Origin of the sequence: Bradyrhizobium sp. A5, from assembly GCF_042076515.1 — a bacterium.
In the GTDB taxonomy this organism is placed as follows: domain Bacteria; phylum Pseudomonadota; class Alphaproteobacteria; order Rhizobiales; family Xanthobacteraceae; genus Bradyrhizobium; species Bradyrhizobium cosmicum.
Genome location: NZ_CP148990.1, coordinates 2,523,224 through 2,546,410, shown reverse-complemented (window position 1 = coordinate 2,546,410; position 23,187 = coordinate 2,523,224). Strand labels below are relative to the sequence as shown.

The following is a 23,187-nucleotide window of genomic DNA, read 5'->3' as shown; positions in this document are numbered from 1 at the left end:
CAGAAGGCTTTGCCGGGAGCTAACTCGCATCAGACTGCGGCGGCAATTTAAACTCTTTGTTTACCTTAACTGCCCTGTGGACCGCGCGGCCCAAGGAGCGGGCCCAAGAAGCGACCCAAGAAGCGGCCAAGAAGCGGCCCAAGAAAAAGCCCCGCCTTTCAGCGGGGCCTCTCTTCACGAGCCTTCTGTCCTGGGCTCCCAGATTACTTGTTGTCCTGACGGTGCTGCCCGCCCTGCTGCTGGCCGGGCTTGTCGCCCTGGCGCTGCGGATCCTGCTGCTGCTGCCCGGGCTTCTGGCCGCCACCCTGTTGCTGACCGGGGTTCTGGCCCTGCTGGCCGGGATTCTGGTTCTGCTGCTTCGTCATGTCGGGAAACTCCCTTGTTGGACGTCAGTGCGGGGACAACGGCCGGCACCAATCTTGGTTGCTACGCGGAACCCGGTTCCTCGGGCCCGCGGAACCTCAAGACGACATCCGTAACGAAATGAGCCTGTACAAGCCTTTATGCCAAGGCCTGGCCAGTTGCAGCCGCCAGTTCCCTCCTGTTACAAAACCGGACGAATACTTAGGGGCTGCCGGGGCCCAAGAAGAAACTAGAGCACTCTTCACAGAGCTCCTTGTGAGCCGCGTCAGGTTTGGTAACGGCAGCCTATGGATTATTTCGCCCAGCAGCTCATCAACGGCCTCGTGCTCGGCTCCATCTACGGCCTGATCGCGATCGGCTACACGATGGTCTACGGCATCGTCGGCATGATCAACTTCGCCCACGGCGACGTCTTCATGATCGGCGGCTTCATCGCCCTCATCACCTTCCTGCTCCTGATCTCGACCGGCCTCACCGCGATCCCGGTGATCCTGCTCATCGTGCTGCTGGTCTCGATGGCGATCACCGCGCTTTATGGCTGGACCATCGAGCGCATCGCCTACCGGCCTCTGCGTCATTCCTTCCGCCTCGCCCCGATGCTGTCGGCGATCGGCATGTCCTTCGTGCTGACCAACTACTCGCAGGTGGCACAGGGCGCGCGCGTCAAGCCGATCCCGCCCGTCATCACCGGCGGCTATACGCTGCACGAGAGCGCGGACGGCTTCGTGATCCAGCTCTCCAACATCCAGATCATCGTGGTCGTCACCACCATCGTGCTGCTGGCGATCTTCACCTGGCTGGTGTCGCGCACGAGGCTCGGGCGCGACATGCGCGCCTGCGAGCAGGACCAGACCATGGCGGCGCTGCTCGGTGTCGACGTCGACCGCACCATCTCCATGACATTCGTGATCGGCGCCGCGCTCGCAGCCGTCGCCGGCCTGATGTACCTGCTCTACTACGGCCTGGTCGATTTCTTCATGGGCTTCGTCGCCGGCATCAAGGCGTTCACCGCCGCCGTGCTCGGCGGCATCGGCTCACTGCCGGGCGCCATGCTCGGCGGTCTCGCGATCGGCCTGATCGAGACATTCTGGTCGGCCTATTTCTCGGTCGAGTACAAGGACGTCGCGGCGTTCTCGATCCTGATCGTCGTGCTGATCTTCATGCCGACCGGCCTGCTCGGCCGTCCCGAAGTCGAAAAAGTCTGACGGTCGCGCGTGACAGTCATTTCGCCAGAAACCGCCTCCGCAAGCCGCTCCGCCGGCATCCCCGCTCTCCTGAAAACAGCCTTCGTCAACGCCTTGATCGCGCTGGTGCTGTTCTCGCTGATGGTCGGCGTCCGCACCGAGGCGGGCTCCGACGGCCAGCTCACCTACTGGACGCGCTTCGGCGACGTCGCAGCCCTCGTCGCCGCGGTGTTCGGCGGCTCGATCGTGATCGAGCTGTTGCGACAGTGGATCGGCCCGGCGGGCACCGAGAAGCTCATTCCGCCCGCGGTGCAAACCGGCATGTCCTTCGTCGGCCGCTACCTCGCGCCGGCTCTGCTGATCTTCACGCTGCTGGTGCCCGTGATCTTCTACGACCAGCGCTACATCCTCGACCTCGCGATCCTCGTGCTCACCTATGTGATGCTCGGCTGGGGGTTGAATGTGGTGGTCGGGCTCGCGGGCCTGCTCGATCTCGGCTACGTCGCGTTCTACGCGGTGGGCGCCTATTCCTACGCGCTGCTTGCGACCAATTTTGGCTGGTCGTTCTGGGTCTGCCTGCCGCTGGCGGGCATCCTCGCCGCATTCTGGGGTGTGCTGCTGGGCTTCCCGGTGCTGCGCCTGCGCGGCGACTATCTTGCCATCGTGACGCTCGCCTTCGGCGAGATCATCCGCCTCGTCATCATCAACTGGCAGGATCTGACCGGCGGGCCCAACGGCGTCTCCAGCATTCCGCGTCCCTCCTTCTTCGGCATCCCGCTCGACAACAGCGATAGCGGGCTCGCCGCCAGGCTCGGCATCGAATATTCGCCGACCCATCGCATCGTCTTCCTGTTCTATCTGATCCTGGCGCTGGCGCTGCTCACCAACTGGGTGACGATCCGCCTGCGCCGCCTGCCGATCGGTCGGGCCTGGGAAGCCCTGCGCGAGGACGAAGTTGCGTGCCGCGCGCTGGGCATCAACACCACGACCACCAAGCTCACCGCGTTCGCGACCGGCGCGATGTTCGGCGGCTTCGCCGGCGCGTTCTTCGCCACCCGCCAGGGCTTCATCAGCCCGGAATCCTTCACCTTCCAGGAATCGGCGCTGGTGCTCGCCATCGTCGTGCTCGGCGGCATGGGCTCGCAGCTCGGCGTGGCACTCGCCGCACTCGCCATGATCGGCGGCTTCGAGCTGTTCCGCAGCCTCGAGACCTACCGCATGCTGGTATTCGGCATGGCCATGGTGCTGATCATGATCTGGCGGCCGCGCGGCCTGATCGGCCATCGCGCACCGACCGTATACCTGACCAAGGCACACGCGATCTCCTCCGACCTCGTCAAGGAAGGCCACGGATGAGCGGCGCGAAGATTCTCAGCGTCGAACGGCTCACGATGCGCTTCGGCGGCATCGTTGCGGTGCAGGACCTGTCCTTTGCCGCCGAGCGCAACAAGATCACCGCACTGATCGGGCCGAACGGCGCCGGCAAGACCACCGTCTTCAACTGCATCACCGGCTTCTACAAGCCGAGCGGCGGCGCCATCCGCCTCACCCATGACGACGGCAAGGTGATCGCGCTGGAGCGGCTGAACGATTTCCGCATCGCCAAGCAGGCCAAGGTGGCCCGCACCTTCCAGAACATCCGGCTGTTTCCCGGCATGACGGCGCTGGAAAACCTGATGGTGGCGCAGCACAACGCGCTGATGCGCGCCTCAGGCTTCACCTTTCTCGGCCTGATCGGCGCGCCCGTCTACCGTGACGCCGAGAAGCACGCGATCGATCTTGCCACCGACTGGCTCAAGCGGGTCAATCTGCTCGACCGCGCCGATGACGCGGCCGGCAATCTCGCCTATGGCGACCAGCGCCGGCTCGAAATCGCGCGCGCGATGTGTACCGAACCTGCGCTCCTGTGCCTGGACGAGCCCGCCGCCGGCCTCAACGCGCGTGAGAGCGCCGCCCTGAGCGAGCTGCTGCTCTCGATCCGCAACGAGCTCGGCACCTCGATCCTGCTGATCGAGCACGACATGTCGGTGGTGATGGAAATCTCCGACCACATCGTGGTGATGGACCATGGCGTCAAGATCGCGGAAGGATCGCCCCGCGCAGTCCGCGACGATCCCAAGGTGATCGCCGCCTATCTCGGCACCGACGAGGACGAAGCCGTGGCCGTGATGGAGGGCGGGTCGTGACGTCGCCCACGCCGCTGCTCGCGATCCGCGGACTTCGCGCCGCCTACGGCAAGATCGAGGCGCTGAAGGGCGTCGACGTCGAGATCAATGCCGGCGAGATCGTGGCGCTGATCGGCGCCAACGGTGCCGGCAAGTCGACGCTGATGATGACGATCTTCGGCAAGCCGCGCGCCCGCTCGGGGCAGATCCTGTACGAAGGCCGCGACATCACCGACGTCCCGACCCACGAGATCGCGCATTTGCGCATCGCGCAATCGCCGGAAGGCCGCCGCATCTTCCCGCGCATGAGCGTGGCGGAGAATCTCCAGATGGGGGCGGATGCCACCGAGTGCACGGATGCCGAACGCGAGGTGACGCTGCAACGCGTGTTCTCGCTGTTTCCACGGCTGAAGGAACGCTACGCCCAGCGCGGCGGAACGCTGTCCGGCGGCGAGCAGCAGATGCTGGCGATCGGCCGCGCCCTGATGAGCCGCCCCCGCCTGCTTCTGCTCGACGAGCCCTCACTCGGGCTGGCGCCGCTGATCGCCCGCCAGATTTTCGACGCGATCCGCACCCTGAACCGGCAGGACGGCCTGACCGTGCTGATCGTCGAGCAGAACGCCAACCACGCGCTCAAGCTCGCCCATCGCGGCTATGTCATGGTCAACGGCCTGATCACGCTGGCGGGGACCGGCGCCGAGTTGCTGCAGCGCCCCGAAATTCGCGCCGCCTATCTGGAAGGCGGCCGGCACGGCTGAGCGGCCCAAAGCCGGATCAAGTGCGGCCGAATGTGGCGAGATATCTCCGCCAATGCCCGTATTTTGCCGGTGACTTCTCACCGAATTCATTCAAGAATGGTGCCGGTTTGGACCGGGCGCACCCGGCAACTCCCACAGGCGACCACCCGCGAGGTATCTCATGAAATCACTGAAGCTCATCGGTCTGGCATTCGGCGCGTCGATCGCGCTGTCGAGCGCGGCGTTCGCGCAGGATGTCACCGTCGCAGTCGCAGGCCCGATGACGGGCGGCGAGTCCGCCTTCGGCCGCCAGATGAAGAACGGCGCCGAGATGGCCGTGGCTGACATCAACGCCGCCGGCGGCGTCAATGGCAAGAAGCTCGCGCTCTCCGTCGAGGACGATGCCTGCGATCCGAAGCAGGCCCGCTCGGTCGCCGAGAAGATCGCGAGCGCGAAGATGCCGTTCGTCGCCGGGCACTATTGCTCGTCGTCGTCGATCCCCGCCTCGGAAGCCTATGCCGACGGCAACGTCCTGCAGATCACCCCCGCCTCCACCAACCCGAAGTTCACCGACAGCGGTCTGTGGAACGTGGCGCGGGTGTGCGGCCGCGACGATCAGCAGGGCCTGGTCGCGGCGCAGTACATCGCCAAGAACTTCAAGGGCAAGAACATCGCGATCCTCAACGACAAGACCACCTACGGCAAGGGTCTTGCCGACGAGACCAAGAAGGCGCTCAACAAGGCCGGCATCACCGAGAAGATGTACGAGTCCTACAACAAGGGCGACAAGGACTTCAACGCGATCGTCTCGCGCCTGAAGCGTGACAACATCGACCTCGTCTATGTCGGCGGCTACCATCAGGAGAGCGGCCTGATCCTGCGTCAGATGCGCGACCAGGGCCTCAAGACGATCCTGATGGCCGGCGATGCGCTCGCCGACAAGGAGTACGCCTCCATCACCGGCCCGGCCGGTGAAGGCACGCTGTTCACCTTCGGCCCTGATCCGCGCAACAAACCGACCGCGAAGAAGATCGTCGACGCCTTCAAGGCCAAGAACATCGACCCCGAAGGCTATACGCTCTACACCTATGCGGCGATGCAGGTCTGGTCGCAGGCGGCCAAGAAGGCCGGCACCACCGACGCCAAGAAGGTGATGGCGGCGATCAAGGCCGGCAAGTGGGACACCGTGATCGGCCCGATCGAGTACGACGCCAAGGGCGACATCAAGCAGCTCGACTACGTCGTCTACAAGTGGGACGCCAAGGGCGGCTACGCCGAGATCAAGGGCAACGGGACCTGAGGCAGGTAGGCTGACCTTTTTGGCCAGACCAACCAGCGCCCCGGTTCGCCGGGGCGTTTTGCTGTCAGACCGCCTGCGCGGCCTCGCCAGTTGCAGCCTGGCCTTGCGCAGCCCGCAGCGCTTGCAGCAGATCGTTCGGCCGAAACGGCTTTTGCAGGCAGACGACGCCTGCCAGATCGGGCGCCGCTCCCACGAAATCCAGCGCGGTCATGCCCGAGACCGCCACGATCGGAAACCCGGGATTACGCTCCCGAATGGCGGCCATGACATCGACACCGCTGGTGTCGGCCAGGAAAATATCGACAATCGCGGCATCGAAAGCGTTCTCGCCGAAGGCCTTCAGGCCGGCCGCTCCGCTCTCGGCTTCGACGACGTCATAATGGTTGACCCGGAGCACGATCGCGACCATGGCGCGGACGTCCTTCTGGTCGTCGATCACGAGGACACGGGGCATGGGAATAACTCCCGGATTCGTATCATTAATTGGTTCAATACACCGTGGAGGTGCGGCAGGGCAGTATGAGTCCGTTCAGTAAAGCACCCCTTACCGGATACCAGTTCCACGTCCCCCTCCAAGTTAAGTAAGCTGTAACCCTCGGTTGAGTCGCAAGCGCTTTCTGTCAGGACGCGCGCCCGGAGCCGGCTACCATGTCGGAAGCTGCTGTCCCGGATGAAAGAAATTGACGTACGAGGTTACCATGCCGGCTTACGGGAGATCCACGTGCTAGCCCCCAACGACCGCAGCACCTTCCTTTCGACCCTGCCGGCTACGCAGAGTGATCGCACAGCGGCCTTGGCGATCGTCGGCATCTCCGCGATCCTGTTCGCGCTGGCCGTGCCGTTTGCGGGCACACCGCTGGCGCAGGTGCCCGCGTTCGTGGCGAGCTACCAGTCGGCGCTCGCGGTCAGCGACACCATCACCGCAGTTCTGTTGCTGTCGCAGTTCGCCGTGCTGCGCAACCGTGCACTGTTGCTGCTGGCGACCGGCTATCTGTTCACGGCGGCGGCGGCGGTGACACACGCCCTCACCTTCCCCGGGCTGTTCGCCCCGGCCGGATTGTTCGGTGCCGGCTCGCAAACCACCGTATGGCTCTACATGATCTGGCATGGCGGCTTCCCGCTGTTCGTGCTGGCTTACAGCTGGCTGAAGGACGGCAATGGCGGGAACAGGGTCGCAGGCTCGACGGCATCCGCGGTCGCACTCTCCGTCGCCGGCGTGCTCGCTGCGATGGCCGTGTTCGGCTGGCTCGTGACGGCGCAGCACGGCCTGCTGCCGGTCCTGCTGAAGGATGGCCACTACACCACCACCATGATCGGCGTGGTGTCGTTCGTCTGGTCCCTGAGCTTCGCGGCGCTGATCACGCTGTGGTTCCGCAGGCCGCACACCGTGATCGACGTCTGGCTCATGGTCACGATGTGCGCCTGGTTGTTCGACATCGCCCTGTCGGCAATCGTCAACGTCGCCCGCTACGATCTCGGCTTCTACGCCGGCCGCCTCTACGGCCTTTGCGCTGCGAGCTTCGTGCTTGCCGTACTGCTGATCGAGAACGTCCGCCTGCAGGCGCACACGGTCGGCCTCGTCGGCAAACTGCGGCAGCAATCCGCCTCGGATCGCGACTTCTACGGCAAGCGCCTGGCGCTCTACGGCGCCGTGGTCGAGTCCTCCAACGATGCCATCATCACCGAATCGCTCGACGGCGTCATCACGGGCTGGAACAAGGCTGCCGAGCACCTGTTCGGCTATTCCGCCGCCGAGGCCATCGGCCAGTCGATCTACCTGGTCGTGCCGGAGGACCGTAAGGCAGAAGCCAGGGGCATCCTCAACCGCATCAGCGACAACGAGTCGATCGCCCAGCACGAGACGGTCCGTGTTCGCAAGGATGGCCGCCAACTCGACGTCGTCCTGAATGTCTCGCCCCTGAGATCGGACAGCGGCGAGATCATCGGCGCCTCCAAGATCGCCCATGACATTACCGAGGAGAAGCAAGCCAGGGAGAAACTGCGCCGCGAGACCGAAGAGCGCCAGCTCATCTTCGAGACCTCGCAGGATCTGATTCTGGTCACCGACGGTTTTGGCAATTTCGTGCAGGTCAGCCCCAGCGTGAAGGACATTCTCGGCTATAGCCCGGACGACATGATCGGGCACAGCGCGACCGAGTTCATCCACCCCGACGATCTCGACAAGACACGCAACGAGATGCGCGCGGCGCGGCGTGGCGCGGTCAAGCGCAGCTTCGAGGCGCGCTACTATCACGACGACGGTCACGAGGTCACGCTGAACTGGATGGGCACCTGGTCGGAACCGGTGAAGCGCCATTTCTTCATCGGCCGCGACCTGACCGACAAGCAGGCCGCCGAGGCCCAATTTCGACAAGTCCAGAAGATGGACTCGATCGGCCAATTGACCGGCGGCGTCGCCCACGATTTCAACAACGTGCTGACCGTCATCACCGGCACGATCGGCATCCTGGCTGACGCCGTGGCCGACCGCCCCGAACTCGCCGCCATCACCAAGCTGATCGACGATGCCGCCGAGCGCGGCGCGCAACTGACCAAGCACCTGCTCGCCTTTGCCCGCAAGCAGCCGCTTCAGCCGCGCGAGATCGACGTCAACGCGCTGACGCTCGAGGCCGCCAAGCTGTTGCATCCGACCCTCGGCGAGCAGATCACCATCATGCCGCAACTCACCGAGGATGCCTGGCCGGCACTGATCGACCCCGGCCAGCTCTCGACCGCAATCCTCAATCTCGCGCTGAATGCGCGTGACGCCATGCCCGGCGGCGGCACCCTGGTGCTGGAAACCCGCAACGTCTTCCTCGACGACGGCTACGCCAGCATGAATCCCGACGTCCTCGCCGGCAATTACGTGATGATCGCGGTCAGCGACACCGGCACGGGCATTCCGCCTGACCTGATCGAGCGGGTGTTCGATCCCTTCTTCACGACCAAGGAAGTCGGCAAGGGCACCGGCCTCGGGCTCAGTATGGTGTTCGGCTTCGTCAAGCAGTCGGGCGGCCACATCAAGATTTACAGCGAGGAAGGCCACGGCACGAGCGTGAAGATCTACCTGCCACGCTCGAGCGGCGTGCAGGAGACCGAGTTCGAGGCGCTTCAGAACGTGCCCGTCACCGGCGGCGACGAGAGAATCCTCATCGTCGAGGACGACGCGCTGGTGCGGCAGTACGTCATGACCCAGGTCAAGAGCCTCGGCTATACCGCGCTGGAAGCGGCCAACGCGGCCGAAGCCCTCGTCATCATCGACGCCGACCAGGACATCGACCTGCTCTTCACTGACATCATCATGCCCGGCAACATGAACGGCCGGCAGCTCGCCGACGAGGCGGCACGGCGGCGCCCCGACCTGAAGACGCTGTTCACCTCGGGATACACCGAAAACGCCATCGTCCATCACGGCAGGCTCGATTCCGGCGTGCTGCTGCTGGCCAAGCCCTACCGCAAGTCCGAGCTCGCCAAGATGCTCAGAACGGCGCTGGCGAGTTGAGCCCGCGGCATCGGTGCGCTATCGCTGACGGCTGCAGCGCATGGAGTGCCGGCCTTGAAAAATCTGCTCACCGATGTCGCCGGCGTCCGCGTCGGCCATGCCCATGATGCGAAGCTCGCTTCGGGCACGACCGCGATCATTTTCGACCAACCGGCGGTCGCGGCAATCGACGTGCGCGGCGGCGGCCCCGGCACGCGCGAGGACGCGATGCTAGACCTCGCCAGCACGGTCGAGCGCGTTGACGCGATTGCGCTGTCCGGGGGCTCCGCCTTCGGCATCGAGGCCGGCGGCGGCATCCAGGCCTGGCTTGCCGAGCAAGGCCGCGGCTTCCGGATCCGCGAGGCGGTGATCCCGATCGTGCCGGGTGCGATCGTGTTCGACCTGCTCAATGGCGGCGACAAGAATTGGGGGCGCTTTGCGCCCTATCGCGACCTCGGCTACGCCGCGGCAGTGGCCGCTGGCGACGACTTCGCGCTGGGCAGCGTCGGCGCGGGCCTGGGGGCCACCACCGCGACCTTCAAGGGCGGACTCGGCTCGGCTTCGGCCGTGCTGGCCAATGGCATCAAGGTCGCCGCAATCATCGTCGTCAACGCGGTCGGCAGCGCAACCGTCGGCGAAGGGCCGTGGTTCTGGGCAGCGCCGTTCGAAGACAACGGCGAGTTCGGCGGGCACAGCCTGCCGCCCAAATTCACGCAGGACATGCTGGCGATGCGCATCAAGGGCGGCCCCGCCGCAAGCGCGCGCGAAAACACCACGATCGGCCTCGTCGTTACCGATGCCACGCTGACCAAGGCACAGGCCAAACGGCTTGCGATGATCGCGCATACCGGATTTGCCCGCGCGATCTATCCGGTGCATGCACCGACCGACGGAGATGTGCTGTTTGCGGCCGCGACCTGCGAGAAGCCGGTCGAGCCGCTGGTCGGTCTCACCGAGCTCGGCACGGTCGCCGCCAACGTGGTTGCGCGCGCGATCGCGCGCGGCGTCTACAACGCCACGGCGCTGCCATTCCCCGGCGCGCTGCCGGCGTGGAAGGACAGGTTCGGCGGATGACAGCGGAGATGCTGAAACGTCAGACGCTCATCGACATCGACGAGCCGGCAGTCGCCGAGGCGCCTTGCCCCTGCCCGCCTTGCCGCTGCATCAACTGCGCGAACAGATCATAGGCCGAATTGCCGGAGGAGCCAGAGGCGCCGGGAACCGTCGTCGACATCTTGAAGCCGTCGGCATAGGTGACGGTGGTGGTGGTCGAGCCGTCGGCGGCGGTCGTCGTGGTCGAGGTCGACCCGCCGTTCGACGACGACGAGGAATCCGATCCATCGCCCGAACCGCTGGCACCTTGCGCGTGGTGACCGTGATGGCCGCTCTTCAGCGCCTTCGACATCTCGTCCAGGCTGACGCTGCCGTCGGAGTTCGAATCCATTTTCGAGAAGACGTCGTCGGCCTTCGCGAGGTTGGTGCCGCCGGCCCCAAGCGCGTTCTCGAACTCGGATTTGGTGATCTTGCCGTCGCCGTCGCCATCGATCTGCGAGAACAGGTCCTTCAGCGCCGCATCCCGGCTGGTCGATGTCGATGAGGTCGAGCTGGATGAGGTCGAGCTGGCGGTGCTGTTCGTGCTGGTGGACGACTGGCTTTGCGCGGCGAACAGCGCGTTCATCGTCTCCGGAGATATCTGCGGAGTTTTGCCCGCATTGACCGACGAGGTCGCGCCGGTCGTCGTGTTGCTGCCGCTGTCGATCGCGAACGGATTGGTCGCCGTCTTTTGCGAAGACCCCGCCTTCTGGGTCGAAGAGGACGATTTCGAGTTCGTCAGCGACTGGATCGCGTCGAGCGCGCTCGATACGGCACCAAGGGCGAACAACATTGCACAACTCCAACCGATGCGGCACGCCGCAGCCAATGTTCTGGTGGTGACGTCAGCAAGCGTCGTGCCAGCGCGAAAAGCTCAATGAAATCCGCCGTCACTGCGCTCCGGGCGGCCCGGAAACACCGGCAATTCGTGCCGGGCGCGGCAGAAATTTCCGCCCACAGGAAGCTCACCGCCCCTGCATTGCCCGGCTGAGAGGCCCATGTTAGGCGAGCATCATCTTTCACGGCCGCCACGGGACACCGCGCCATGACCCAAGCCTTCGCCCCCCGCCCCCTGGCCATCGCGCCCTCGATCCTGGCCTCGGACTTCTCAAAGCTCGGTGAAGAGGTCCGGGCGGTGGACGCCGCCGGCGCCGACTGGATCCATCTCGACGTGATGGACGGGCACTTCGTTCCGAACATCTCCTACGGCCCCGATGTCATCAAGGCGATGCGCCCGCACACCAAGAAGATCTTCGACGCGCATCTGATGATCTCGCCCTGCGACCCCTATCTCGAGGCCTTCGCGAAAGCCGGCTGCGACCACATCACCGTGCATGCGGAGGCCGGTCCCCATCTGCACCGTTCGCTCCAGGCCATCCGCGCACTCGGCAAGAAGGCCGGCGTCTCGCTCAACCCGGGCACGCCGATCAGCGTGCTCGAATACGTCATCGACCTCGTCGACCTCGTGCTGGTGATGTCGGTCAATCCCGGTTTCGGCGGCCAGGCCTTCATCCCCTCCGCGATCGGCAAGATCCGCGACATCCGCGCGATGACCGCAGGGCGTCCGATCGACATCGAGGTCGACGGCGGTGTCGGCCCCGACGTCGCCGGCCCCCTCGCCGCGGCCGGCGCCAACGCCTTCGTCGCCGGCACCTCCGTGTTCAGGGGCGGCACGCAGGAGGCCTACAAGACCAACATCGCAGCGATCCGGAGCGCAGCGCTGGGGGCCCGCGGCGAAGCGATCTGAGCCGCCTCAGGCACGACACCCGCTCCCACAAGACTACGGGTGTTGCGGGGGCGCAATGCCTAAAATTGCAACCTGGGTCCGTACTCCTCCGGACTTCCCTGATTCGCGCAAATCACCGCTAGTGATTCCTGCCTGTTTTCGCGGGAGCACATCATGACGACGACCCTGGTTTGGACTGGCGTGGCGTTGTGGACCGGTTTCAGTGCGTTTGTTGTGTTTGGCCCGTCGGCCGGACCGATACAGGTCCCGGCGCGTTCGGCGCGTCACATCCGTCGCCATCGGATCTGACACCGTGCAGATCGTACTCGTGAAGCGTCAACCGAAGCGCCGGTGTCGCATCCCGCGGCGTCCGCATCCGAACCTCGACTATTTCTTCGGCCGGCTCGAACGCACCGAAGGCGAGATGCGCGACGATCCCGGAGCCGAGACGGCGGACCTGGATTATCCGTTCCGGTCACCGCGCCAGCATTGAAATTCTCGATTGGACCAAGATTGATGAAGCCGCACTGCCCGAACTGCCTGAAGGAAATGACCAAGGCATCCGCGTCGCGCAACCTGTTCAACTGCGAGCCCTGCCGCGAGATCATCCAGTATTTCGGCGGCAGCGCGGATCACGGCGAGCCCGGTCCCCAGTTCTCCTGGCCGATCCGCCGCAAGCGCTCCGTCCAAACCGCCCACGCTGCCTGAGCCCTTCTCCACAATCCGGAGCGAGGCCTACCTGGCCTCCTCCGCATCCGCAGCCATCCGGGGCGGCCGCACCACGGTCACGGTGCAGGCCGCTTCCGCGGCCACCTTGGCCGAAACGCTGCCGAGCAGCGTGCGCCGGAACGAGCTCTGCCGCGCGCCGATGATCACATGGTCAACCTGGTTGACCTCGGCGAACTCCAGCAGCGCCGCGGCGGGATCGACCGCTTCCAGCACATGAACCGACAGCCGGCTCTCATCCAGCTTGAGCGGCGTCGCCCAATGCCTGAGCGCCACCAGGCGGTCGACATGCTTGTTGGAGCCCTGCTCGTCCAGCGTCCGGTCGATCGCAATGCGATTGAGCTTCAGCACATTGACGCAGGCAAGCCGCGCCGACGGCAACGTGGCAAGGATGCGCTCGGTCGTCACGTGCAGCGCCTCGTTCAATTCGGGCGCGCCTTCCGCGGCGTCGAGCGCAACCGCGATGATCGGGCTGGAGGCGATCTGCGCGGCGACGTCGGATTTCGCACGCGGCGCCATGACGCCCTGGTTGAAGCGGCGCCGCCAGGCGACGCCCCAGGGATCGCGCTTCATCCGCTCCGAACGCGCGGTCAGCCTGACCTGGTTCGGATGGGCCAGATCGAAGGCGAGCTGGGACGCGGTGGGGTAGCGCCGGACCGGCTGGATCTCCAAACACCGCAGCACCACCTCCTGCAGCCAAGGTGGATAGTCCGCGCGCAATTTGCGCGGCGGATGCGGATCGCGCCACAGCCTGCGCCGCATCGCGCGCAGCGTCTCGCCCTCTCCGAACGGCCGCTCGCCTGTCGTGAAGAAGTAGAGCAGCACGCCGAGCGAGAACAGATCGCTGCGCGGATCGTCGCGCACGCCGAGCAGCCGTTCCGGCGCCATATAGGGCGCGGTGCCGTAAGGCAGTCGGAATTCCTCCTGCAACAAATCCGGCAGATGGTTGTGGTGCGACAGGCCGTAGTCGATCAGCACGGCTTCGCCGCTATCGCGGAACATGATGCTGCTCGGCTTGATGTCGTGATGGATCACGTTCTGCCGGTGCAGATCGGCCAGCGCGGCCGCGATCTTCGACACCAGCAGCCGCGCCTCCTCGTAAGGCAGCGGCAAATCCGGCAACCGCTTGTAGAGCGTGATGCCCGGAATGCGCTCGATCACGGCATAGGCCTGGTGCGCGAAATCGCCGGTGCCGAAGCAGGCCGGGACATGCGGACCCGCGAGTCGCGGCAGGATCATCATCTCCATCTCGAAGGAGACGATCGCGGCAGGATCCTCGCCCTCCGACACCCGCGGGATCTTCATCAGCAGCGGCACGTCGATGCCGGGATGGGTGACGGTCCACAGCGTCGCCATGCCGCCGGCATGGACGCATTCGCCGATGGTGTAGCCGTCGATCACCGCGCCTGACTTGACCAGAGGTTTGGGCATCGGCCTCTAGCGCCCCAGCGACAGGCGATCGGCCAGCCAGGGCGGCAGGCCATTCTCGCGGATCTTGTTCGCAGCGCTCGCGATGTCATAGGGCGCGCGACAATAGGTGATCTCGCACGACTCCGTGTCGAACAGAACGAAGGCCGCGGATGGATCGCCGTCGCGGGGCTGGCCGACCGAGCCCAGCACCGCCAGCCATTGCCGCCCGCGCAGGAGCTGCACGGGAACGTCGGTCTTCGGCACGAAGCTCGTCATCTTCGCCGTCACCGACATCGAATAGAGCGCGGGGCGATGGACGTGGCCGCAGAAGGTGACATGGGCGGGGGTTGAGATCAGGCTCTTGGCCGCGTCGGCGGTGGCACGGACATAGTGCCAGCGCGTCGGCTGTGAAGCCTCCGAGTGGACGTAAAGGCGCTCCTTCTCGTCCACAGTCATCGGCAGCTCTGCCAGAAAGCGCCGCTGTGCGACGTCGAGCCGCCCGCGGGTCCATTCGATCGCGATCTGCGCCTCGGCATTCATGGTCTCGGTCGTGGTGTTGACGGCTTCATCATGATTGCCGCGAACGGCGACGGCCCCCTGGGCCGCCAGCTCCATCGCGGTGTCCACGACCCATTCGGGATCCGCGCCATAGCCGACGAAATCGCCGAGCAGGACGAACCGCTCCGCGCCCTTCGCACGCGCCGCCTTCAGGCACGCCTCGAACGCCTGCCGGTTGCCGTGGATATCCGAGAAAACAGCGAGAAGCACGCACCCTCCACCCTCAACTTCTTATTGGAAGCCGATAAGGCCAAATTGAGGGAGGTCAAAAGGATGCGCCAGCGCGGGACTGTTTGCCAGCGCGGGGCCCCCCGCGATGGTGAAGAGGCTATTGCTCGTCCTTTGGCGGCATCCGAGGCGGCGGCAGCGGCGTGAACAGGGCGCCTTGCGCGCCGGCTGGCGGCGCAATGAATTCACCGGTCGAGGAATCGCCGCCGGTCGTCTCCACGATCGTCTTGGGCGTCACGTACTCCCGGACCATGTCGATCAGGCTGCCGTCACCACCGCCGAAATCGGCGGCGCGCCCGCCTTGCGGATGCCCCAGCGCGATCTCGTTCTGCGCTGCGTGGGTCTTGTCGGCCAGCCTGTCTTCGTAAGGCACGCGGAAGGCCCGGGGGATGCCGCTCGGGCGATTGTCCTCGTCCAGCTGCTCGACCCAGAGATAGACCGAGCCGGGGTCGCCCTCCAGCGAATGCGGCTCGACGATGCGCGCCTGGAGCAGCTTGAAGGACGTGGGCAGCCGGTCAGCGCTGGCCCAGCCGAGCAGCCCTCGCATTTCCGTGAAGCTGACGACATAGAAGGCGCTGGTCACGACCACCGCCACCGCCTTCAGCGACCAGTGCAGCCGCGCATAGACCAGCACGACCAGCAGCAGCGTGCCTATCACGGCGTAGGCCACCGACAGCGTGAGGATGACCGTTTGCAGACTAGTCACGGCGCACCCTCGCAGCGTTCCTGCTCACACCGGTACTCGGGTCGAGATCGGCTCCGTTGCGCCAGCTGCTACGGAACGTCTCCAGCAGCGATTTCGGCCGCTGGTCCACATTGACCACCTTGCCTTCGGCATCGAGCCGGAACCGCACCGCCGTCTTCTCGTCGCCGGTGTGATCGAGCGTGAATTTGTTGTCGAAGACCACCTGCGCGGTCGGATTGAGCTTCTGCACCTTCACATTCGCCGTCACGGGCTCGCCGGTCGTTGCGGCGAAATGCGAGACGTTGACGGTGTATTCCCCCGGGACGATGCCGCGCACGGTGACGATCTCCTCGCGGATCGGCGAGGCGATCTTCTTGCCGTTGACCATGATGAAATCGTTGGCGCCGCCGCGGTCGTCGCGGTCGAGCGTGAGGAAGCCGGCCTCGCGATGGCGATACCAGGCGATGTTGCCGGCGGGATCCTGCACGAACAGGTCGAGATCGTCGGGGTGGCTGTCTGGCCAGTCCAGCGTGATCATGAACTCCGCCTTGGAGTCGATCTTGCCTTCCTTGGCATCCGGCGAGACCGCGAGCAGCGCCAGGAAGAACAGGAACGCGATCACCTGGAGCGCCTTGAACAGCATCACGCCCAGCGGATCGAACGACTCCTCGCGCGGATAGAGACCAAAGTCGTCCATCATGACGAGGTTCCAGCGCCTTTAAGTTCAACGCCTTTAAGTTCAACGCCTTGGCGCTCCAGCACCGGCGTCACATAGGTCTCGGTCAGCACCACCGCGTCCGAGAACACCCGCTGGGTCGCGGCATCCAGCATGTAGTACTGGATGCGGACCAGGATCGAGCCGACCAGGCCCGCCAGCGTCGTGTACATCGCGACCGCCATGCCGTCGCTCATCAGCCCCATCGACGAGCGCATCGCGACCTTGTCGGCGGCATCGAGCCCCGCGATCGGCGCCAGCATGATGATGAAGCCGACGATGGTGCCGAGCAATCCGAGCTTCATCAGCGTGTCCGAGACGAACGCACCGAAACCGTTGGAGCCCCTCAGGCGGTCGGCGAGTGTCCTCAGCAGGAGTGTCTGGTCGACCCGCCGGTAGTCCTGCGCAGCGGCCTTGGTCACCAGGCTCTCGATGTGGTCCCGCACCAGCCCGTGCGGCAGCGTCGCCGCCCTCGCATCCAGCGCCTTGCTGCCCCCTGGCGCCGCGAGCACCGCGCGGCAGCGCCGGGCCGCCGCGCCTTCACGGGCGATCGCCCGCGTGCGCAGGAAGCAGTGACCACAGGTCAGAACATAGAGCAGCGCGATCACGCTGGAGATGTAGGTGCGGTCCGAAGCCAGCATCAGACGGATCAGGCCGAACCGCCACAGCAGCACGACGGCGAAGACCGAAAGCCCGGTGAAGATCATCCAGAACAGCAGCGCGCTGCGCTCGGACGGGTCGGCAGCAGAGCCCGCGATCGGCCCAATCGTCATCGAACTCATGCTGCACTGCTCCTGGCTTGCAGGGACTGGCTTGCAAGGACTGACCTGCAACGCTTCCCCGCCGATTAGATCAAAGTCGCCGCGCCCCGTCCAAAGAGCCATGCCCAATCCGGCTTGGGAAATTTGCCCGACCTGCGATCCGGCTCGAACCCTGCAATTGGCAAGGCGCGGCGGCGTTGTTAGGCTGACCCTACCAAACGTTGAGGGTGATCGCATGCGCCTCGTGCTTCAGCTTGTCGCCCGTCTGCTTCTCATCGTCGCGCTCTGCCTTGGCGCGGCGACCGTGTGGGCCACGTTCGACGCCTATCGCAGCGTCGACCGGGCGACTGCCGCCTCGGCGCAGCGGGTCGCGCATGCGCTTCAGGCGCTGTACTGGCAGGAACTCCTGTTGCGCAGCAGCAGAGCGCGCGAGCATCTGCTGCCGGTTCCGGACTGGCGCACCCTCGATATGATGAAGCTGATCTCCCCCGGCGTCTGCGTCGAGTTCCAGCCGGCCGCGGCATTCGAAAAGCCGCTCTGCGGCCAGAGCCAGGGCATCGGCAAGACGCCGCCGCGCTGGTTCGCCTCGATCGTGCCGACCTTCCTCGGCAGCCACGCCGAGGTCGTGCGCCCCGTCAGCCCGCGCGCAGCGGCGGCCGGCGCCGTCGTCGCGACACCGGACGCAGCGGCCGCGATCTCGCTCGCCTGGGAGTACATCCTCAACGTGATCGACGTCGCGCTTCTGATGGCGGTGGCGATCGCGCTTCTGGCCTCGATTGCGATTGCGCATGCGCTGGCGCCGGCGCGCACCATCGTCACTGCGCTCCAGCGCATGGCGCGCGGCCATTACCGCACGAAGCTGCCGCGCTTCCGTTCGATGGAGCTTGCGATGATCGGCGGCGCCGTCAGCCAGCTCGGCGGCCGGCTGGAAGAAGCGACCGAGCAGCGCGCGGCGCTGACCCGGCGCCTGATCGAGATCCGCGACGACGAGCGGCGCGCGCTCGCCCGCGAGCTGCACGACGAGTTCGGGCAGAATCTCTCGGCCATCCTCGCCTTCGCCGACACCATCGAGACGGCGAGCGCGAAGGAGGGCAAGGATATCGGCATCGCGCAGGACGCGCGCATGATCTCGCAGGCCACCCATCATCTGATGGCCTCGCTGCGCGATGCGCTCAAACGCCTGCGCAATCCCCTGCCCGAGGAGCTCGGGCTCGAGGCCAGCCTCGTCAATCTCGTCGACAGCTGGCGTTCACAGAGCACGGCGCGGCCGACGATCCAGCTCGATCTCAGGGGCGATCTCACCGACATCAGCGACGCGGCTGCCACCACCGCCTATCGCATCGCCCAGGAATGCCTGACCAACGCGCTGCGCCACAGCTCGGCACGCGAGATTTCCTTGTGCGTCGAGCGGCGCGTGGGTGAGGACGATGCGCTTCTGATCCGCGTCGAGGATGACGGCGGCGGCGATGCGACGCGCGTTGCGCGGTCGGCCGGCTTCGGTCTCACCGGCATTCGCGAACGCGTGGCGGCCGCCGGCGGATCGCTGTCGATCCTGCCCGCCAGAGGCGGTCTGAGCGTCGCCGCCACCATCCCGCTCGCCGCATGAGGCCTCGATGAGCGAGGTTGCAGCAACAGGCATCTCCGTGCTGCTGGTGGACGATCATCCGATCGTGCGGCAAGGCTACCGTCGCGTGCTGGAAAGCCAGGGGAACCTTCATGTCGTGGCGGAAGCCGACAACGCCGCGGATGCCTACGCCGCCTTCAAGGCACACGATCCCGATGTTGTCCTGCTGGATATCTCGATGCCCGGCGCGAGCGGGCTGGAGGCGATCCGCAACATCCGCGCGTGGTCCCCGCGGGCGCGGATTCTCGTCTTCACCATGCACAACGAGGCCGTGCTGGTGAAGGCCGCCTTCGGCGCCGGCGCCTCTGGCTTCGTCACCAAGAGCAGCGAGCCGTCCGCGGTCGTCGCCGCGATCCGCAGCATCGCCCGCGGCGAACGTGCCATGAGCGACGACATCGCGCATATCCTGGCCGAGGAGAGCCTGTCGCCGACCGGCTCAGTGCTGGATCAGTTGGGCGAGCGCGAGATTGAAATCCTGCGCCAGTTCGCCGGAGGCGCCACCACCGAACAGATCGCGGCGCATCTCAATCTCAGTGTGAAGACGGTGCAGAACTATCACTACCTGATCAAGACCAAGACAGGTGCGCGCACGGACGCACAGCTGGTGCGGCTGGCCGCGACGTGCGGACTGACGAGGATTTAGGAGAGGTTAAGGAAGTCTAGGCCTTCAACCCGCGCAGCAGCAGCGCCAAGGTCGCATCCATACGCGTCTGCAGATCCGCGTCCTTCCACTCCTCGGCATGGCCCGGATGATGGAATCGGCTGGTGGTGTCGAAGATCGTGCGCGCGGTCAATTTGACGTCGTCTACGGCGAAGACGCCCTGTTTCACGCCATCGGCCAGGATCGCCGCGATCTGGTCGATCAGGGTGTCCTTGTGGCACTTCACGGCAGCGCAGGCTTCCCGCGCCAGTGTCAGATAGGTGTCGAACATCTCGGGGTCGTCGAGCACGCGCGAACGCTTGGCGGCGAACAGCGTGCGAAGCCAGCGGTCGAGCCGCACCGGCGCAGGCCCCTGCTCCTCGGCGATCGCCAGCAATGGCGCGTCGATGCGGTCAAGCCAGCGTTTGGCAACGGCCTCGCGCAACGAAGCCTTGCTCGGGAAGTGGCGATAGACGCTGCCGTGGCTCACATCGAGCGCACGGGCAACATCGACCACGGTGGCCTTGGCAAGCCCATAGCGCCGCAGCACGTCCTCGGTGACTTCGAGGATCCGCTCCGGCGTCAAGATAACGGCTTCATTCATGCCAACACCATGTTCCCGTTGAGGGCTTGGTTACCCGGCGATGGGTGCTTTCCGAAGCGCCCGTGCCGGTCGTTCGGAAAGCTCTCGCCTTAATGAGGCAGTTTTGCAGCCTGCGCCGCGATCTGGCGCGCCACCAGCAAATTGAGCCAATGCCCAATCGTGCCGGTGAGATTGATGATTTCGGTCGTCATTGTCTCAAGTCTCCATTCGTCCGCGGTCCCCACCCCAAAATTACGCCCTGGATCCGCGGTCGTTACGAACCTCGAGCTCCCCGGGAGGGATCACCACGGGACGCCCAATCGGAGCGTCCGGGAACGGATATACATGTCCCGCTGACAGATTTCAATATCTGTCAGTCAATGATCCGTGATTGACAGTGAATATTTGCAGCTGGAGCCATCCTCCTCGGGCCGTCCTGGCTGGCCGGCCGGTGGAAAGCTCGGCGATCCTCCTCTCTGCGGCCCCAGACCGTTTGTTTCGCCCTGCCCGCTCTGCTAAATCACGGCGTAAAAAGCATTTTGGCAGGTCGCAGCCCCTTGGGCCGCCCGCCCACCTATCTGGAGTCGTCCAATGATCCCCCGCTATACCCGCCTGGAAATGGCCTCGATCTGGGAGCCGCAGACCCGGTTCAAGATCTGGTTCGAGATCGAGGCGCATGCGGCGGATGCCCTCGCCGAGCTCGGGACGATCCCCAAGGAAGCCGCCAGGACGGTCTGGGCCAAGGCCAAAAACGCCACCTTCGACGTCGCCCGCATCGACGAGATCGAGCGCGAGACCAAGCACGACGTCATCGCCTTCCTGACCCACCTTGCCGAGATCGTCGGCCCCGAGGCGCGCTTCGTGCACCAGGGCATGACCTCCTCCGACGTGCTCGACACCTGCCTCAACGTCCAGCTCACCCGCGCCGCCGACCTGCTGCTCGCCGATCTCGACAAGGTGCTGGCGGCGCTGAAGAAGCGTGCCTTCGAGCACAAGATGACGCCGACCATCGGCCGCAGCCACGGCATCCACGCCGAGCCCGTCACCTTCGGCCTCAAGCTCGCCTATGCCTATGCCGAATTCTCGCGCGCCAAGCAGCGCCTGATTGCGGCGCGCAAGGAAGTGGCGACCTGCGCCATTTCCGGCGCCGTCGGCACCTTCGCGCAGATCGATCCGCGCGTCGAAGAGCACGTCGCCAAGGCGATGGGCCTCGTGCCCGAGCCGATCTCGACGCAGGTGATTCCGCGCGACCGTCACGCCATGTATTTCTCGACGCTGGGCGTGATCGCCTCGTCGGTCGAGCGCATCGCGGTGGAGATCCGCCACATGCAACGCACCGAGGTGCTGGAAGCCGAAGAGTTCTTCTCTGAAGGGCAAAAGGGCTCGTCCGCGATGCCGCACAAGCGCAACCCGGTGCTGTCGGAAAACCTCACCGGCCTCTCCCGCATGGTGCGCGCCTATGTGACGCCGGCGCTGGAGAACGTCGTGCTCTGGCACGAGCGCGACATCTCGCACTCCTCCGCCGAGCGCATGATGGGTCCGGACGCGACCGTGACGCTCGACTTCGCGCTGGTGCGCCTCGCCGGCCTGATCGACAAGCTGCTGGTGTACCCCGCCAACATGCAGAAGAACCTCGACCGCCTCGGCGGCCTCGTGCATTCGCAGCGTGTGCTGCTGGCGCTGACGCAGAAGGGCGCAAGCCGCGAGGACGCCTACAAGCTCGTGCAGCGCAACGCCATGCCGGTCTGGCGCGGCGAAGGCGACTTCCTTGTTCTGCTGAAGAAGGACGCCGAGGTGAAGAAATATCTCACCGACGCCGAGATCGAGGAGCAGTTCGACCTCGGCTATCACCTCAAGCACGTCGACACGATCTTCAAGCGCGTGTTCGGAGAGTCGTAGAAATCCGCGTGAACCTTGCTGAAACCGACAACAAAACGGACTTCACCTCATGCCCATCGTCAACCGCGTTGCCGCCCTCTCCGACGAAATGGCCGCCTGGCGCCATGACTTCCACGAGAACCCGGAACTGCTCTACGAAGTCCACCGCACCGCCGGCATCGTCGCCGACAAGCTGCGCGAGTTCGGCTGCGACGAGGTGGTGACGGGCATCGGCCGCACCGGCGTCGTTGGCGTGATCCGCGGCCGCAAGTCCGCTTCGGGCAAGACCATTGGCCTGCGCGCCGACATGGACGCGCTGCCGATCATGGAGACATCGGGCGTCGCCTACGCCTCCAAGGTCCCCGGCAAGATGCACGCCTGCGGCCATGACGGCCACACCGCGATGCTGCTGGGCGCGGCAAAATATCTCGCCGAGACGCGCAATTTCGACGGCACCGCGATCGTGATCTTCCAGCCGGCCGAGGAAGGCGGCGGCGGCGGCAAGGCCATGGTCGAGGACGGGCTGATGACGCGCTGGAACATCCAGGAGGTCTACGGCATGCACAACATGCCCGGCCTGCCCGAAGGCCATTTCGCCACCACGCCCGGCGCGATGCTCGCCTCCTCCGACAACATCCAGATCATCGTCCACGGCAAGGGCGGCCACGCCGGCGCCGGTCCGCACAAGTCCGTCGACAGCGTGCTGATCGGCTCGCAGATCGTCAACGCGCTGCAATCGATCGTCGCGCGCAACGTCGATCCGCTGAAGTCCGCCGTCATCTCGATCACCCAGTTCCACTCCGGCACCGCCTTCAACATCATCCCCGAAAGGGCCGAGCTCGGCGGCACCGTGCGCACGCTCGATCCTGAGGTGCGCGATCTCGTCGAGCGCCGCATCGGCGAAGTCGCCGACAGCATCGCCCGCGCCTATGGCGGCTCGGCCGAGACGAAATACACGCGGATGTATCCGGTGACGATGAACCATGCGCGTGAGGCCGGCCTTGCCGCCGACGTCGCCCGCGACATCGTCGGCACCGACCGCGTCAACGACAAGTTCATCCCGATGATGGGCGCCGAAGACTTCTCCTTCATGCTGGAAGCGCGCCCCGGCGCGATGGTGCTGGTCGGCATGGGCGACGGCAACGAGTGCCACCACCCGGCCTATGTCTTCAACGACAACATTCTCGGCCACGGCGCATCGTTCTGGGCGCGGCTGGTCGAGACGCGGATGCCGGCATAGAATCTGTAGGGTAGGTTAGCGTCAACGTAACCCACCTCTTCGTTCGCCAACGCGAATATCAAGCTGGTGGGTTACGCTTCGCCCACCCCAT

The 23,187-nt window shown here is 65.4% G+C and carries 23 protein-coding genes; 14 read left to right on the top strand and 9 right to left on the bottom strand.

From position 1 onward, the window contains the following. Positions 1 to 203 precede the first annotated feature (203 nt). Positions 204 to 365 carry a hypothetical protein gene (locus WHZ77_RS12065; protein ID WP_168213234.1) on the bottom strand — a complete coding sequence of 54 codons (162 nt, stop codon included), beginning with the start codon at positions 363 to 365 and terminating at the stop codon, positions 204 to 206. 285 nt (positions 366 to 650) lie between these two features. On the opposite strand from WHZ77_RS12065, the gene WHZ77_RS12060 reads away from it, so the two are divergent. The 5 genes from WHZ77_RS12060 (at position 651) to WHZ77_RS12040 (ending at position 5,749) form a co-directional block, all read left to right on the top strand. Then, positions 651 to 1,568: a branched-chain amino acid ABC transporter permease LivH gene (locus WHZ77_RS12060; protein ID WP_151649425.1), complete on the top strand. Its 918-nt coding sequence runs from the start codon at positions 651 to 653 to the stop codon at positions 1,566 to 1,568. Between the two features lie 9 nt (positions 1,569 to 1,577). Next, positions 1,578 to 2,903 carry a high-affinity branched-chain amino acid ABC transporter permease LivM gene (livM, locus tag WHZ77_RS12055; RefSeq protein ID WP_375313863.1) on the top strand — a complete coding sequence of 442 codons (1,326 nt, stop codon included), beginning with the start codon at positions 1,578 to 1,580 and terminating at the stop codon, positions 2,901 to 2,903. Beyond that, positions 2,900 to 3,733 carry an ABC transporter ATP-binding protein gene (locus tag WHZ77_RS12050; RefSeq protein WP_375313862.1) on the top strand — a complete coding sequence of 278 codons (834 nt, stop codon included), beginning with the start codon at positions 2,900 to 2,902 and terminating at the stop codon, positions 3,731 to 3,733. Before livM ends, WHZ77_RS12050 begins: the two co-directional genes overlap by 4 nt. Beyond that, entirely contained in the window at positions 3,730 to 4,470 is a 741-nt protein-coding gene (locus tag WHZ77_RS12045) for an ABC transporter ATP-binding protein (protein WP_375313861.1), read from the top strand. Before WHZ77_RS12050 ends, WHZ77_RS12045 begins: the two co-directional genes overlap by 4 nt. Before the next feature lie 160 nt (positions 4,471 to 4,630). Next, positions 4,631 to 5,749 (top strand): branched-chain amino acid ABC transporter substrate-binding protein, encoded by a 1,119-nt coding sequence (locus WHZ77_RS12040; RefSeq protein WP_375313860.1) that lies wholly within the window; start codon positions 4,631 to 4,633, stop codon positions 5,747 to 5,749. 64 nt (positions 5,750 to 5,813) lie between these two features. Here WHZ77_RS12040 and WHZ77_RS12035 read toward each other — a convergent pair whose 3' ends face one another. Next, complete coding sequence (locus tag WHZ77_RS12035) at positions 5,814 to 6,203, bottom strand: response regulator (protein ID WP_375313859.1); 390 nt, start codon at positions 6,201 to 6,203, stop codon at positions 5,814 to 5,816. Positions 6,204 to 6,419: 216 nt separating this feature from the next. On the opposite strand from WHZ77_RS12035, the gene WHZ77_RS12030 reads away from it, so the two are divergent. Together WHZ77_RS12030 and WHZ77_RS12025 are read left to right on the top strand one after the other, a co-directional pair. Beyond that, complete coding sequence (locus WHZ77_RS12030; RefSeq protein WP_375313858.1) at positions 6,420 to 9,251, top strand: PAS domain S-box protein; 2,832 nt, start codon at positions 6,420 to 6,422, stop codon at positions 9,249 to 9,251. 54 nt (positions 9,252 to 9,305) lie between these two features. Beyond that, complete coding sequence (locus WHZ77_RS12025) at positions 9,306 to 10,304, top strand: P1 family peptidase (protein ID WP_375313857.1); 999 nt, start codon at positions 9,306 to 9,308, stop codon at positions 10,302 to 10,304. Between the two features lie 19 nt (positions 10,305 to 10,323). On the opposite strand, the gene WHZ77_RS12020 is transcribed toward WHZ77_RS12025, so the two are convergent. Continuing rightward, on the bottom strand, positions 10,324 to 11,115 hold the full coding sequence (locus WHZ77_RS12020) for an EF-hand domain-containing protein (protein ID WP_375313856.1): 792 nt from the start codon (positions 11,113 to 11,115) through the stop codon (positions 10,324 to 10,326). Between the two features lie 252 nt (positions 11,116 to 11,367). Between WHZ77_RS12020 and rpe the strand changes: the two genes are divergently transcribed. From rpe to WHZ77_RS12005, 3 genes are all read left to right on the top strand, one after another. Further along, positions 11,368 to 12,069 (top strand): ribulose-phosphate 3-epimerase, encoded by a 702-nt coding sequence (rpe, locus tag WHZ77_RS12015; protein WP_375313855.1) that lies wholly within the window; start codon positions 11,368 to 11,370, stop codon positions 12,067 to 12,069. A gap of 292 nt (positions 12,070 to 12,361) precedes the next feature. Further along, positions 12,362 to 12,541 (top strand): hypothetical protein, encoded by a 180-nt coding sequence (locus WHZ77_RS12010; protein ID WP_375313854.1) that lies wholly within the window; start codon positions 12,362 to 12,364, stop codon positions 12,539 to 12,541. 23 nt (positions 12,542 to 12,564) lie between these two features. Next, the gene (locus tag WHZ77_RS12005) at positions 12,565 to 12,756 is read left to right on the top strand and encodes a hypothetical protein (RefSeq protein ID WP_375313853.1); all 192 of its coding nucleotides are present in this window, start codon (positions 12,565 to 12,567) and stop codon (positions 12,754 to 12,756) included. A gap of 27 nt (positions 12,757 to 12,783) precedes the next feature. Here the strand turns inward: WHZ77_RS12005 and WHZ77_RS12000 are convergent, their stop codons facing one another. From WHZ77_RS12000 to WHZ77_RS11980, 5 genes are all read right to left on the bottom strand, one after another. Continuing rightward, positions 12,784 to 14,205, bottom strand: coding sequence for a serine/threonine protein kinase (locus WHZ77_RS12000; protein ID WP_375313852.1), 1,422 nt, complete (start codon positions 14,203 to 14,205; stop codon positions 12,784 to 12,786). 6 nt (positions 14,206 to 14,211) lie between these two features. Continuing rightward, positions 14,212 to 14,952 (bottom strand): metallophosphoesterase, encoded by a 741-nt coding sequence (locus WHZ77_RS11995; protein ID WP_143840683.1) that lies wholly within the window; start codon positions 14,950 to 14,952, stop codon positions 14,212 to 14,214. A gap of 118 nt (positions 14,953 to 15,070) precedes the next feature. Beyond that, positions 15,071 to 15,676, bottom strand: a complete 606-nt coding sequence (locus tag WHZ77_RS11990; RefSeq protein ID WP_375313851.1) for a hypothetical protein — start codon at positions 15,674 to 15,676, stop codon at positions 15,071 to 15,073. Continuing rightward, positions 15,669 to 16,355 carry a hypothetical protein gene (locus tag WHZ77_RS11985; protein ID WP_375313850.1) on the bottom strand — a complete coding sequence of 229 codons (687 nt, stop codon included), beginning with the start codon at positions 16,353 to 16,355 and terminating at the stop codon, positions 15,669 to 15,671. Before WHZ77_RS11985 ends, WHZ77_RS11990 begins: the two co-directional genes overlap by 8 nt. Next, entirely contained in the window at positions 16,352 to 17,152 is an 801-nt protein-coding gene (locus WHZ77_RS11980) for a MotA/TolQ/ExbB proton channel family protein (protein ID WP_375313849.1), read from the bottom strand. Before WHZ77_RS11980 ends, WHZ77_RS11985 begins: the two co-directional genes overlap by 4 nt. A 214-nt stretch (positions 17,153 to 17,366) precedes the next feature. On the opposite strand from WHZ77_RS11980, the gene WHZ77_RS11975 reads away from it, so the two are divergent. Beyond that, on the top strand, positions 17,367 to 18,737 hold the full coding sequence (locus WHZ77_RS11975; RefSeq protein ID WP_375313848.1) for a histidine kinase: 1,371 nt from the start codon (positions 17,367 to 17,369) through the stop codon (positions 18,735 to 18,737). A 7-nt stretch (positions 18,738 to 18,744) separates the two neighbouring features. After that, a complete protein-coding gene (locus tag WHZ77_RS11970; protein ID WP_375313847.1) occupies positions 18,745 to 19,398 on the top strand; it encodes a response regulator in 654 nt (217 codons plus the stop codon). Positions 19,399 to 19,414: 16 nt separating this feature from the next. Here WHZ77_RS11970 and WHZ77_RS11965 read toward each other — a convergent pair whose 3' ends face one another. After that, a complete protein-coding gene (locus WHZ77_RS11965) occupies positions 19,415 to 19,999 on the bottom strand; it encodes a TetR family transcriptional regulator (RefSeq protein WP_375313846.1) in 585 nt (194 codons plus the stop codon). A gap of 570 nt (positions 20,000 to 20,569) precedes the next feature. Between WHZ77_RS11965 and purB the strand changes: the two genes are divergently transcribed. Together purB and WHZ77_RS11955 are read left to right on the top strand one after the other, a co-directional pair. Beyond that, positions 20,570 to 21,877 carry an adenylosuccinate lyase gene (gene purB, locus WHZ77_RS11960; RefSeq protein WP_375313845.1) on the top strand — a complete coding sequence of 436 codons (1,308 nt, stop codon included), beginning with the start codon at positions 20,570 to 20,572 and terminating at the stop codon, positions 21,875 to 21,877. Between the two features lie 49 nt (positions 21,878 to 21,926). Then, positions 21,927 to 23,096, top strand: coding sequence for a M20 aminoacylase family protein (locus WHZ77_RS11955; protein ID WP_375313844.1), 1,170 nt, complete (start codon positions 21,927 to 21,929; stop codon positions 23,094 to 23,096). Positions 23,097 to 23,187: the final 91 nt, after the last annotated feature.